This window comes from Evansella tamaricis (assembly GCF_019042215.1).
GTDB lineage: Bacteria > Bacillota > Bacilli > Bacillales > Salisediminibacteriaceae > Evansella > Evansella tamaricis.
On the sequence record NZ_JAHQCS010000086.1, the window covers coordinates 18,055 to 31,738 of the forward strand.

The 13,684-nt window shown below is 38.1% G+C and carries 15 protein-coding genes; all 15 read right to left on the reverse strand.

The features are described 5' to 3' along the window. Positions 1–9: 9 nt before the first annotated feature. Positions 10–1,512 (reverse strand): anthranilate synthase component I, encoded by a 1,503-nt coding sequence (gene trpE, locus KS419_RS08730; protein ID WP_343215046.1) that lies wholly within the window; start codon positions 1,510–1,512, stop codon positions 10–12. A gap of 385 nt (positions 1,513–1,897) precedes the next feature. Further along, a complete protein-coding gene (gene aroH, locus KS419_RS08735; protein ID WP_217065899.1) occupies positions 1,898–2,281 on the reverse strand; it encodes a chorismate mutase in 384 nt (127 codons plus the stop codon). Positions 2,282–2,283: 2 nt separating this feature from the next. Next, positions 2,284–3,369 carry a 3-dehydroquinate synthase gene (gene aroB / locus KS419_RS08740; protein ID WP_217065900.1) on the reverse strand — a complete coding sequence of 362 codons (1,086 nt, stop codon included), beginning with the start codon at positions 3,367–3,369 and terminating at the stop codon, positions 2,284–2,286. Then, positions 3,369–4,541, reverse strand: a complete 1,173-nt coding sequence (gene aroC, locus KS419_RS08745) for a chorismate synthase (protein ID WP_217065901.1) — start codon at positions 4,539–4,541, stop codon at positions 3,369–3,371. The genes aroB and aroC overlap by 1 nt, the downstream gene beginning before the upstream one ends. A 302-nt stretch (positions 4,542–4,843) precedes the next feature. Next, a complete protein-coding gene (locus KS419_RS08750) occupies positions 4,844–5,617 on the reverse strand; it encodes a CheR family methyltransferase (RefSeq protein WP_217065902.1) in 774 nt (257 codons plus the stop codon). A gap of 169 nt (positions 5,618–5,786) precedes the next feature. Further along, the gene (gene ndk, locus KS419_RS08755) at positions 5,787–6,233 is read right to left on the reverse strand and encodes a nucleoside-diphosphate kinase (RefSeq protein WP_217065903.1); all 447 of its coding nucleotides are present in this window, start codon (positions 6,231–6,233) and stop codon (positions 5,787–5,789) included. Positions 6,234–6,474: 241 nt separating this feature from the next. Beyond that, complete coding sequence (gene hepT, locus KS419_RS08760; RefSeq protein WP_217065904.1) at positions 6,475–7,446, reverse strand: heptaprenyl diphosphate synthase component II; 972 nt, start codon at positions 7,444–7,446, stop codon at positions 6,475–6,477. A 14-nt stretch (positions 7,447–7,460) separates the two neighbouring features. Next, positions 7,461–8,318 carry a menaquinone biosynthesis protein gene (locus tag KS419_RS08765; RefSeq protein ID WP_217065905.1) on the reverse strand — a complete coding sequence of 286 codons (858 nt, stop codon included), beginning with the start codon at positions 8,316–8,318 and terminating at the stop codon, positions 7,461–7,463. A 1-nt stretch (position 8,319) separates the two neighbouring features. Beyond that, entirely contained in the window at positions 8,320–8,913 is a 594-nt protein-coding gene (locus KS419_RS08770; RefSeq protein WP_217065907.1) for a UbiX family flavin prenyltransferase, read from the reverse strand. Continuing rightward, the gene (locus KS419_RS08775) at positions 8,910–9,770 is read right to left on the reverse strand and encodes a UbiA-like polyprenyltransferase (protein WP_217065909.1); all 861 of its coding nucleotides are present in this window, start codon (positions 9,768–9,770) and stop codon (positions 8,910–8,912) included. The genes KS419_RS08770 and KS419_RS08775 overlap by 4 nt, the downstream gene beginning before the upstream one ends. Positions 9,771–9,810: 40 nt before the next feature. Next, positions 9,811–10,515, reverse strand: a complete 705-nt coding sequence (locus tag KS419_RS08780) for a demethylmenaquinone methyltransferase (protein WP_217065910.1) — start codon at positions 10,513–10,515, stop codon at positions 9,811–9,813. A gap of 3 nt (positions 10,516–10,518) precedes the next feature. Further along, complete coding sequence (locus tag KS419_RS08785; protein WP_217065912.1) at positions 10,519–11,334, reverse strand: heptaprenyl diphosphate synthase component 1; 816 nt, start codon at positions 11,332–11,334, stop codon at positions 10,519–10,521. A 348-nt stretch (positions 11,335–11,682) separates the two neighbouring features. Then, the gene (gene mtrB, locus KS419_RS08790) at positions 11,683–11,901 is read right to left on the reverse strand and encodes a trp RNA-binding attenuation protein MtrB (RefSeq protein WP_217065914.1); all 219 of its coding nucleotides are present in this window, start codon (positions 11,899–11,901) and stop codon (positions 11,683–11,685) included. A gap of 21 nt (positions 11,902–11,922) precedes the next feature. Further along, positions 11,923–12,489, reverse strand: coding sequence for a GTP cyclohydrolase I FolE (folE, locus tag KS419_RS08795; RefSeq protein WP_217065915.1), 567 nt, complete (start codon positions 12,487–12,489; stop codon positions 11,923–11,925). A gap of 187 nt (positions 12,490–12,676) precedes the next feature. Continuing rightward, positions 12,677–12,949 carry an HU family DNA-binding protein gene (locus tag KS419_RS08800; protein ID WP_217065917.1) on the reverse strand — a complete coding sequence of 91 codons (273 nt, stop codon included), beginning with the start codon at positions 12,947–12,949 and terminating at the stop codon, positions 12,677–12,679. Positions 12,950–13,684: the final 735 nt, after the last annotated feature.

Here is a 13,684-nt window from a genome sequence, read left to right on the forward strand (position 1 = left end):
TTCATTCATTTAGTTAACCTCCTCCATTTGATAACGCTGTTCCCCTAGCTTTATCGCATACAATAAGGCCTTCGCTTTGTTTCTAGTTTCTTCATATTCTGATTCAGGGATAGAATCTTGGACAATTCCTGCTCCTGCTTGAACGGAAGCAACCCCATCTTTCAAAATTATCGTTCGGATGGCAATGCAAGAATCAATGGCACCATTTAATCCACAATAAGCAATGGCACCTGCATACACTCCCCGACGGTCTTGTTCAATTTCTTGAATTATTTCCACCGCTCTTACTTTTGGTGCACCGGAAACAGTACCGGCAGGATGTGCAGAGAACAACGCCTCAAAAGGGTGAATATCTTCCCTAAGTTTTCCCGTCACCCTGGAGATTAAGTGCATAACATGGGAAAAATAAGTGACTGTCATCATATCATGAACGTTAACTGAGCCAAATTCACTGACTTTGCCAATGTCATTCCTAGCTAAATCAACTAACATTAAGTGTTCTGCCCGCTCTTTTTGATCTGCATGAAGTTCCTTTGCGAGAGTTTCATCTTCCAGTAATGTTTTCCCTCTAGCTCTTGTTCCAGCAATGGGGTGAATTTCCAGTTCTCTTTTCTCATCAATTTTTACTAACCTTTCAGGGGAACTTCCAATAATTTCTTGATCCCCTAACCTTAAGTAATAGAGATAAGGAGAAGGGTTCACTTTTCTTAACACGCGATAAAGGTCCAAACCTGTTGATTGAACATTTACTTCAAACCTCTGTGAGATAACACCTTGAAAAATGTCCCCAGCCTGAATATACTCCTTTACTTTTTCAACATCTTCCATAAAAGATTTTTTCGTATAGTTCGATCGAACTCCCTTGAATATATCTTCTTCGTCCAGTGGGGCTGCTGAATGGATTGGCGACATGATGTCGTTCCCCTTTTCCAGCCTACTAATAATATCGTTTATTCGCTGTAACCCTTGAAGATAGCTATCCTTTTTACTACGAGTATCCACTTCTTGCAAATGGATGACAGATAACTCTTCTCTCTCATGGTTAAAAACAAGGATCGTCTCACAGAAAACTAAATGTACATCTGAATCAGCACTTTTTTTAGGGGTGAGCTTTTTTTCATAGTGAGAATAGGATTCAAAGCTAAAGTATCCCACAGCACCACCTGGGAAAGGAAATTCAGGTAAATTAGGGGCAATATTTAAAAAGTTTAAACTGGATTCCCATGCCTCTTGAAAGGTCGAATCGGTCAGTAGTTTTTTTTCAGACCTGTCTTCTAAACAAAATTGTCCTTCCCTTTCCATCAAAAAAAATGTAGGAGATAAACCTATAAATGAATAATTGGACCATGCTGATACGGGATCCTTACTTTCCAAAATAAATGCGGCATCATTGTCAAATAACTGGAATAACTGAATGGGAGTTTTTGTATCTGCCACTACAGTTGCCCACATGGGAATAGTACGATAATGGTCAGCATACGTCATAAATGAGTCCTTGGTTGTTTCAATCACTAAACATCACCTCTTCTTAGCAGGTTAGAGCGATTGAATTAAGGAGGTTAAGAGGATCATGGAAAGAAAATGAAATGGATGATTCTAATCGTTTCCAAATCACGTGGTTTTAATTAATGGGCTTTGTATTCATGTTACAGTTACAAAGCCAAATTAAAAAACGCCTGCCCTGTATAGAGGGCAGACGTGTCGTGTCGTCCATTGTAAACTCTGCTCTCCTCAACTCATCTCTTCTATTCTCTGCTCATCTGTTTTAAATCTCTCAAATCTAAACTAGGCTTGAAGATTCTTCTGATATCTCACCAGAACAATCTTATCTCTTTACTTGGATAACTCCATTACAGAAGATATCCTTCTCATGAATCATACGTTATTAGGTCTCATACTAACGCGAATTCACTCTATTTGTCAAGGCTAAATCTGGCCTTAAGTGAATAGCATTCCCCAAATAAACATGATTTATCTCCTGTTGAGTTTTATCCGTATTAAGTGTAATCATAACTCGTATACATTTCTCAAGACTTCCAGGGACAGGTATTTCTTGCGCGCACATGACCGGAACAAGGTCGTAACCCTTAATCTTTCTCAAAGCAGCAGCAGGAAATGCTGCATTCAAGTCTTGGGTTGTTGTGATAATTATATGTGATATATCAGCAGGAAGATATCCATTTTCCTTTTCCATCGTTTCCACTAATTCCTTCGCCGCACTTATTATTTCGTTTTCGTTATTATGATTAACCGTCGTCGCTCCCCTAACTCCTCTAACCAATGTCACCCCACCTTTCCCGTTAATTCATCAATTAGGATCTCTTCCTTTATTTCCACTAATGTGGCTTTTCCTATTTGTTCTAAGAGTACGAAATTTATTACTTGATTATATGATTTTTTGTCCAGTTTCATTCGATGGATAAGCTGTTCAACATTCAGATTATGAGGTATATCAAGTTCGTATCCCAGCTTTTCCATCACACTTAAATAAGGCTCATAATCTAGCTTTGTCTGAAAATATCTTTCACTTAAACGTAAAGCGAATTTCATACCTATGGCTACTGCTTCCCCATGTGTCAGTTTTCCGTAGCCCATTTCCCCTTCGATGGCATGTCCTAGTGTGTGACCAAAATTCAAAAAAGCCCTTATCCCACTTTCTTGCTCATCTTCCTGGACAATCTTTGCCTTTACTTTTATGGACCGGATTAACATTTCCGTCAACAGGGCCATGTCTACCTGATCGAAAGAAGAAATCTCCTCTGTCAACCACTTTAAAAACTCCCTGTCTGCAATAAAACCATGTTTTATTACCTCTGCAAATCCGGACCTCCATTCTTTTGGAGGAAGACTAAGGAGACATTCCGGGTCATACAATACTAAAGAAGGGGGGTGAAACGATCCAATCATATTTTTACCTAACGGGTGATTAATTCCTACCTTCCCACCCACACTACTGTCGTGGGCTAATAAGGTTGTTGGTACCTGTACATACCGTATTCCCCGCATATAAGTTGATGCAACAAATCCCCCTAAATCTCCTACGACACCTCCACCAACAGCGATAATTACTGATTTTCGGTCCAGTTTAAATTCAAGTGCAGCAGTGATTGCCTTTTCATATTGATTCATTGATTTAGACTGTTCTCCAGATGGAAGAATATAAGATTTGATCTTTTCACTATTAGGAAAAGATGATTCTATTTCTTCTAAATAGAGACTAGCAACCTGATCATCTGTGATCAAAAAATACCTGGACGCTCCATCTAAATACTGGACAAGATAATCGTACAAGGAAGTCCGGCAACCAGGCCGGACAATAATGGGATAGGTATGTTTACTGGATTTCACCTGAAGGCTTGGAACATCCATTAAAAGTCCCTCACTTTTATATTATAATTATTATAGTTGTCAACAATATCCTCTATTGTATCTGATCCGAATTTTTCTAGAAAAGCATTTGCAAGCTCCCAAGCTACAACTCCCTCACAAACAACTGCCGCAGCAGGAACTGCACAACTATCTGAACGTTCAATACTTGCAGAAAAGGGTTCCTTCGTTTCAATATCTACACTTTGAAGGGGTTTATATAATGTTGGAATTGGTTTCATAGCCCCACGGACAATAACAGGCATTCCATTTGTCATACCACCTTCAAATCCACCTAAGCGATTGGTCCTACGGGAAAACCCTTGACCTTCTAGATAGGTAATCTCATCATGAACATTGCTCCCAAGCATTCTCGCCGCTTCAAATCCAAGTCCCACTTCCACACCTTTGAAAGCATTGATACTCATAACACCTTGAGCAATTTTCCCATCCAGTTTTCGATCATATTGAACATGACTGCCTAAACCAACAGGTAAATTAACAGCAACAACTTCAACTATTCCTCCAATGGAATCACCATTATTCTTTGCATCATCAATAGCCCACATCATCTTCTCACTAGCTTCAGGATCTAAACATCTTACTTCAGAAGCCTCTGTTTTTTCTTTTAATGACTTTATTGATTCATACGTTAAATTACCGGTTTTAACATGACCAATTTCCAGTACATGCCCACAGACTTCAATTCCAAATACCTCTAATAACACCTGAGCAACAGCCCCTACCGCAACACGGACGGTGGTTTCTCTAGCGGATGAACGTTCAAGAACATTTCTCATATCTCGGTGACGATATTTAATAGCACCATTTAAGTCTGCATGTCCCGGTCTTGGACGGGTTATTTTTCGCTTAACTTCCTTTTCCTCATCTTCAGATAATGGGGCAACACCCATAATCTTATCCCAATGCTTCCAATCATTATTTTCAACGATGAGAGTAATTGGAGCCCCGGTGGTTTTTCCATGCCTTACACCACTTGTAATTCTCACCTGATCTTTTTCAATTTGCATCCGCCTACCTCTACCGTATCCCTTTTGTCTCCTTTGAAGATGGTAATTTATATCTTCTTCAGTTAATGGCAATTGGCTTGGTACTCCTTCGATAATTGCCGTAAGTTGTGGACCGTGGGATTCTCCTGCTGTTAAAAATCTCATAACTATCTACCTCAGCTTTCTTTATCGCTTTTATGTGCTAAACTGTCTGATTATTACCCATTGTCATTCATTTAATCAAAATTTTCAAGCGTTTCACTACAATTTGTATAAAAATCTTTTCACGTAAGTGAAAAAGGCTAATCACGATCATATGATTAAGCCCTTTTTATAAAGTTTGATAAGTTTTGGAACCTTCTCTAGTACAAGCGCCTTCTCACTAGGGGGCACATCGGAAGTGACAACCGAAGTCAAAGAGAGGCCTTCTTTAAATTGTATTTTAACAGACATAAAGAGTATTAAAATTATATCCGTTTATAAAAAAACGTTTCTTCAGACCAGAGATCGTATTGTTGTGGATTAAAAATTTGTTCTGTACTTCCAACAAATAATACACCACCTTCTCTTAATGCTTTACTGAATTTACGGTAAAGTTGGTCCTTTGCTTCCTCAGTAAAATAGATCATAACATTTCTGCAAATAATTAAATCAAATTCAGATTCATATTTACCTGCTAATAAGTCATGTTGTTTAAAACGGATCGGCTTCTTCACATCCTCATTGACACGATAACTCATTTCTTCCTTTGTAAAATAAGACTGAAGCATGGATGAAGGGACATCTTTTAGCGCCCTTTCCCCATAAATTCCATCTTTTGCTCGTTTAAGAATGTCCTGATCCAAATCTGTAGCAAGTATATCCATTTGATGAAAACTTAAGTATTTATGTAATAACATACTGACGGAATAAGGTTCTTCTCCCGTGGAACAAGCTGCACTCCACACCTTTAATTTATTTTTTCTGTCACTAAGCAAACGTGGCAATATTTTCATTTCCAAAACATCCCAACGGTTCGGATTACGAAAAAATTCTGAAACGTTGATTGTCATCCGTTGTAAAAACTCATCAAGCATTGGTTGATTTTTTCCCAGATCATGAAAATAAGCCTGAAAAGTACGGTACCCCCGTTTATCACGGAGGGAAGTTAACCTTCTTTTCATCTGTGCTTCTTTATATAAAGATAAATCAATCCCTGTTTTCCGTTTTATTTGGGCAATGAACTCCTGGTAATCTGACATATTCCTGTAATTCCCCTTATCCTATTATTTCTTTCCAATTGGCTCCCATTCAACAAAAAGATATCAAATAATAGTTTTTTTTAAAGTACTTTATATATTTGTACCACAAAGTTTTAGGAACTACTATAGTATAACAAAAAACACTGCCTGATTTCGGCAGTGTTATCCTTTATTGAACCCATTTTGAAATAGTCTTTTCGTAAGAAACCAATTCCTCATCTTTGAAAAATAACTCAATTTCCCTTTTTGCACTCTCCGAAGAATCAGATCCGTGAATAATATTCATAGAGACAATTACTCCAAAGTCCCCTCTAATAGTTCCAGGTTGTGCTTCCTCAGGGTTAGTTTTCCCCATCATTTTCCTTGCTTCTGCAATGACATTTTCCCCTTCCCATACCATAGCAAAAACAGGGCTAGAAGTAATAAAACTTACTAAATTGTTAAAGAAAGGACGTTCCTTATGTTCACCATAATGCGTTTCAGCTAATTCTTTTGAAACCGCTAACATTTTAGCACCAACTAAAGTAAATCCTTTTTTTTCAAACCGAGAAACAATCTCTCCAATAAGACTTCGCTCAACTCCATCAGGCTTAACCATTAAAAAAGTACGTTCCATAAATGTGCCCCCTAGCGTTATTATGTATAGCAGACAAACCTTTTTGATTATATCAAATCTTCACACAAATCACAATTGTTTCATCCAGAATTTTCTTAATCTCCTATTTTCACAAGTTTTATCGCAAATAAAATGGCATGCCCGATAATAGGATGTCCTGTCCGTTCATCGGGCAAAGTAAGCAAATGTGAAATAGCGTATTATTTGATTAGTCTTAGTAACGAGGGTTTTAGCCTATCCTCTAAAACTTTCGATCACCTATATAGTTTGCAATTTGATTTAAGGCACTCTTAGGCTGACCATCAGGAAGATTGTCCAGTGCCGATCTTGCCTTTTCCAAGTATCGATCTGCAATCACTTTGGAAAATACGACGGCACCTGATTTCTTTATGCTCTCAATAATACCCTTGACTTGTTCTTTATTAATTACATCGTTTTCAAGATGTTCAATAATTGTTTTTCTTAATTGTGGATCCTTCTCCATAGCATAAAGTGCTGGTAGCGTAACATTTCCTTGTATGAGATCACTTCCAGCAGGTTTCCCTAATTCTTTTTCCGTTCCAACAAAATCTAGGATATCATCTGTAATTTGAAAAGCCATTCCCACATAATAACCATATCTCCATAATTCCTTTTGATATGGCACAGGTGCATTGGCAGCAATTGCACCTAATTGACAACTGACTGCAATAAGGAGTGCTGTTTTCCTTTTGATACGCCTAAAGTACATTCGTAAGTTTTGATTCCAATTATACTGATCCCTGATTTGTTCCACTTCACCGAGGCACATTTCTACCATTGCATCTGCTAACACTGCGTTAATGCCCGGAGCGTTACAGTTTGTAGCCATTTCAACGGCTTTTGCAAAAATATAGTCGCCCGTGTACATTGCCACCCGATTATCCCATTTTGCTTTGATTGTTTTTTCACCCCTGCGTAATTCTGCATTATCTATCACATCATCGTGGACGAGAGAACCCATGTGTATCATTTCTAGGGGGACGGCAATATTTTTAATTTCCCTTAGGTCATACGTCCCGAATTGGGCAGATAATAAAACAAATACAGGGCGAATACGCTTCCCCCCTGCTTTCAGCAGATGGGACGAGGCTTCTTGCAGAACAGGATGGTTTGCATCAATATTTCGTTCAATTTCTTTTTCAATTTTATTAATGTCACTTCGCAAATGCAAATAGATGTCTGTCAATTTCATATTTAAGCCCCTTGCTATACAGAATGACAATGTTCAGTGGGGTGCCAAAGGGATATTTTTTCCACTTTATTAGACAAAAGGTTTAATTCATAGGCAAGATAAAAGAAGTGATAAAGACCCTCTACATGCTTTTCTGTCAAATCGAAATTTAACCCACTAAAATATTGTTCCCAAAAGGAAAACGAACCGCCCATTTGGTTTTGAATTGATTTAATCATATCCACATAATGATTTTGAAAAGAAGTCTCTTTACTATTTTTAAACTGGTTATAAACTTCTATCAAAAGATCAGGTTCCCTTTTCCACGCTCGTTCATTAACGGCAAAAACAGCGTATGTCATGGGATATCCTGTGAAATGGTTCCATAATGCCCCTAAATCATATCGATGTATATTACCATCTGTATTCCATCTGTTAACAATAGCATCATCACCAATCAATAAACAGGCATCATGGCTTTCCATCATCGATTCATAATCCGGAGCAACTGTTTCGAATACTGCGTTCATCTCGTAAAATTTATTTATAATTATCTTTAATAGATTGACCGATGTTGCCGAACTGGAAGTTAAAGCAATGGATTTACCGTCTAATTGCGTAATTGGAACTTTAGAAAATAAAAAGATTGATCCAACATCTTTATAAGATGATACAGAAAAATTCGGTAGTAAAAGATACTCTGAACTGTGTTCTCCATAAGCAAAGGAGGAAATTCCCCCTAAATCCACGCTTCCGTCTGCCATTCCTACGTTTAACTTCGAAGGAACCTTCGGAATAAATTCACAGCCCCTTTGCTTCAGAAGCTCCCGGTCAACATAATAAAAAAATGGAAGTATATTTGTATATGAAATTTCTCCTATTACAAGACTCATATTATCCCCCCCACCGCTTGAAAAGGTCATGCTCTACCTCAACTTGATCCAAAATTTTCCCCACTACAAAATGAATAATATCATCCATTGTCTTTGGTTGATGATAAAACCCCGGCATTGCCGGAACGATTTGCGCCCCTTGATCACTTAATCGTTTCATATTTTCTAAATGGGTGGAATGAAGTGGAGTTTCCCTCGGAACGATGATTAACCGTCTCCGTTCTTTCAGCATCACATCTGCGGTTCTCTCTAGTAAATTCCCGGAAATACTATGGGCAATTTTTGCCAATGTACCCATTGAACAAGGTACGATAATCATGCCGTCATTCTTAGCAGACCCACTCGCTATCGGAGCTGAAAAATCTTGTTGAGTGTGATAATACAAGTTATCACTTTTACCAAATACCCGTTCAAGACATAGTTCACGGTCTGCCACATCTTCGTTCAGCTCATAAAAGAAAACTTGCCAAGCAGCATCAGTCATAAGAAGGTGAACTTGATGATCTTGTTTTAGCAGTGTTTCCACAAGTCTCACACCGTAAATAGCACCACTTGCACCAGTGATACCTACAGTAAATATTTTTTTTTCAATCATAAGAGTAAATCCCCTAACGTAAATGCGAGCATTACCATGCTAATAATTCCGTTCATTGTAAAGAATGCAACATTAACTTTAGATAAGTCATTGGGAGACACTAAAGAGTGTTCATATACCATGATTGCACCAACAATTAACACACCCACTAAGTAGATCCAGCTTAATGGAGTAATAAAGAACAGACTGATCATTGCCATAAAACTAAGAATATGAAAACCACGGGCAATATACAATGCCTTCTTAATACCAAAGAAACTTGGAATAGAATACAGGTTAACGCTTTTGTCATAGTCTGCATCTTGGGTGGCATAAATCACATCAAAACCTGCTGTCCATAAGGCAACCCCAATAAAAAGCATTACGGCTTCCCACGTTAATGTGCCAGTAGTCCCTACCCACCCCCCAAGGGGAGCAATGGCAATAGTAATACCTAGAAAAACATGGCAAAGCCAAGTGAAGCGTTTTGTATAGGAATAAATGACTAAAAAGAAAACCGCAACTGGGAGTAAGTAAACTGCCAACATATTTAACTGAAAAGCAGAGAAAAATAATAAAGCAAAGGAAAGTATAATAAAGACCAATGTTTCTAATTTTGAGATTAAACCGGCAGGTATTGCCCTTTCGGCCGTTCGGGGATTCTCCTTATCGATTTTAGCATCGATTAAGCGATTTAATGACATTGCCGCACTACGGGCACCAACCATTGCTAATGTAATCCAAAGCCACTCACTGGCTGTTGGCCATCTTCCTTCTAGGAGGAGACTTCCAAGAACTGCCCCCAAAAAAGCAAATGGTAATGCAAAGATGGTGTGTTCAAACTTGATCATTTCTAAAATGATTTTTATTTTTTTCATATTTTAATCCTCACTTATCATGACAGTAGCTGAAATCAAATCATTGTTTTGTGGCAAAATGGGCAGCTGCTACACCGCCAGAGTATGATTTATACGTAACTTTTTCAAAACCAGCCTTGAGAAACATTTGTTTTAATTCTTTCTTTCCAGGAAAAACTTCTGTTGACTCCTGCAGCCACGAGTATTCTTTATAACTTTTAGCAAAGATTTTTCCAAACAGGGGCATAATGTATCTGAAATACAGCCAGTATAATTGTTTGTAACCAACAAGGGTTGGTTGAGAAGTTTCAAGGCAAACAACTAGGCCACCCGGCTTTATCACCCGTCTCATTTCTTTTAGCGCTTTCATGTAGTCTGGTACATTTCGAAGGCCGAATCCGATCGTTACATAATCAAATGTATTGTCTTCAAATGGCAAATCCATGGCATTGCCATGAACCAGTTCCACATTAGATAAACTATTTTCCTTTACTTTTTTTTCCCCAACAGATAGCATGTTTTTACTGAAATCCAGCCCAATCACTTTCCCGCTGTTCCCAACACTTTTACCCAAGGCAATTGTCCAGTCGGCTGTACCACAGCAAACATCTAATGCAATTGCACCTTTAGGAACTGCCATTCGTTTCATCGTATCTTTCCGCCATGATATGTGTCGTTGAAAACTAATAATGGAGTTCATTTTATCGTAATTATCGTAAATAGATTCAAATACTTGATGCACTCGCTCTTCTTTTGATTGCCCCATATGTTATCCTTCCTCTGCCACATACTGCTCATCGTAACGATTTTCATTTAGCAAATCTTGTATCCGTGTATGAATAAATCCACGTAACGATGTCCAATTATGGGTAATATTAATGAGCCTGTCTTTTGTCATTTCAATATGACGGTCGAACTGCTTTAGAATATAGTCTTCTTGTCCAACTATTCTTTGACCAGTTTTTTCTTTGATGAATATGTTTGCTATATTTCCTGCCACTTTACCATCTATCCACATTAACCTCTCCTTTAAAAGTCTCTTAAAAAAGAAAAAATCTTCTATTATCTTTTTCCAATCAGACAAATTTAAAGAGTTGGCAATATTTCTTAAAAGAGAAGCGTCAACAGTAATGACATCACTTAAGGACGGGATATCATCATTATCCTCCATCTTGTATACATTCATTTTGGATTCATTTATTTCCTGTATCGACTGGGCAAGTACTCGAATGAGAGCAACATCATTCACCTTTGAGAGAAAGTAATAATAAAGACTGCTATAATAGTCACCTGCCAACACAGTAAGCTGCCGCTTTTTATTCATTGAATCCGACAAATACTGATTTACCCCAACCTTTTCATGTGTGTCTAGAGCTGCTTGTACAAGAATGGTGGTAATAATGCATTGGCTAATATAGGAAGGTTCAGCCCCTTTATGTTTAAGCAACAAAAACAGTAACGAAGCTTGATCCCTGTCAATAACAGGTTTATCTATGTATTTTTGTAAATAAGGGTGCTTTACCCGTGTATAAAAGCTTTCAATAATCTCATTTAATTCTTCGTTCAGATAATAAACGGATGTCATCTCAAAGGTCCCCCAGCTCAAAGTCTCGTCCACTTTACTTTTTTAAAATAAAATACATAATAAGTATACCATATTTGACAACCAGGGATAAGGTAAAGGCTTTTGTTGTTAATAAAACCCAAATATCCATTATTCACATTAAGAAAAGCGCAAGCGCCTAGGATCACGAGCGTAGGGCGATGGAGGAATGACAACCTGAAGTACGCTCTTTGACTTCAGTTGTCACTTCCGAAGTGCCCCGTAGCGAGTAGGCGATGGAGCTAGACAATGCCCGAAGGTGCAAAAACATATACTCTCTTTTAAAAAAAATCGGATTAGCATACAGAAAATAAAGCGGTATTCACCGCTTTATTTGTCACTGGCCATTTCTCCGTGTGCTGTTTGGACCTTAACTTTTCCCCTGATTTTTATTGCTGAGGTATGTTCTGTGAATTGTGCAATCATTATTTCATTTTTATCTAACTTTTCAGAGTGGTGAAATCTAGTGTCTGACCCTCTTGTTAAACCAATTACATTAACACCATCCTCTTCGGCCTTAATGACAATGTACTCATTTGATTGTGCCATCCTCATGCCCCTTCCATTCACTTATTCTTTTATTAGGGATAAAACTTCGGCTCTCGCTGCAGCACTTTTCTCAAAGGCCCCACGCACTGCTGAGGTTACCGTTTTAGAACCTGGTTTTTTTACACCTCTCATGGTCATACACATATGTTCTGCTTCTACCACAACAATTACCCCAAGTGGCTCTAATTTTTCCACAATAGCGTTTGCAATTGTAGAGGTGATTCGCTCCTGCAGTTGAGGTCTTCTAGTGACCGCTTCAACGGCACGGGCTAATTTACTTAAACCAGTAACCTTCCCACCACGTGGTATATATCCAATATGGGCTTTCCCAAAAAACGGAACTAAATGATGTTCACACGTAGAATAAAATGGGATATCCTTCACTAATACGAGTTCCTCATGATCTTCCCCGAAAACCGTGGCAAAGTGCTCTGTCGGATCTTGGTTTAACCCTTGAAAGACTTCCTCATACATTCTGGCAACCCGCTTTGGAGTGTCAATTAATCCTTCACGGTTTGGGTCTTCTCCAATAGCTTCTAAAATCATTGTTACGGCCTTTTCTATTTTTTCATGGTCAACGTTACTCAATGAAAATGCCTCCATTCGGTAGAGTCAATAATTCGATAAAATTCTAGCACGGTAGAACACTTAATACAAGTAATTAAAAAGCTAAAGAGAATATGTCAGATAAAAGATAAGGACGTCTTACTCTATCTAAAAGAAAAAAAGGACCGCATAAAGTGCGACCCTTCTTTATCCTTGCCCCGTATGTATGTTATTTAACAGCATCTTTAAGGGCTTTACCAGGTTTAAATGCTGGTACATTACTTGCTGGGATTTCGATTTCCTCCCCAGTTTGTGGGTTACGACCTTTACGTGCTGCACGCTCACGTACTTCGAAGTTACCGAATCCGATCAATTGTACTTTTTCACCATTTTGAAGAGAACCAGTGATGACGTCAAAGACTGCATCAACAGCACTTGTTGCATCTTTTTTAGAAAGATCTGTTTTCTCTGCAACTGCATTGATAAGTTCTGTCTTATTCATACCATTCACCTCCTCCCATTAATAAGTTGTTATTCCTTTTCTTTCACAAAAATAATCTTTTTATACTTGTTTATCCTTAAATCATGGGATAACAAGGCTTATGTTATACGAAACTGATAAATAATTCAACAATTTTTGCGGAATTCATTGTATTTTTAAGACTTTTTTACCTCTTTTACCAAAAATAGCAGTACTTTTTACCATTTATTCCCACTGACGCCACTTCCTAAACAACTTACCCAAAAAGTTTTTCAACAAAAATTTAATTTTCTGTATGTCCCATGTATATTAACTAAAATACAAGATGAAAGCAAGAAAAGTGATAGTAACTAGGAACTAAACATCTATTCTATAAAAATTTTATATTTAATAAGAAAAGCGCAAGCGCCTAGGGTCACGAGCGTAGGGCAGTGGAGGAATGACAACTAGAAGTCCGCTCTTCGACTTCAGTTGTCACTTCCGAAGTGCCCCGCAGCGAATATGAAGGAACTGAAAAAGTTTAAAACCACTTTTTCAGTTCCTTTTATTAGTTTGGCAATGGCTGCGCTCGTCGCTCGCATGATAGGAGAAAACCACTCCTATCATGCTTTTTAAAGATTGCGACGGCTACACTCATTGCTTAGGGACTGTAAAAGTGGAAGAGCACCACTTTTTCAGTTCCCATGCGAGTAGGCGCTGGAGCTGGACAACTTGCCCGAAGGTGCAAAACTTCTAAATTTTTACCTTTTAAGAAAA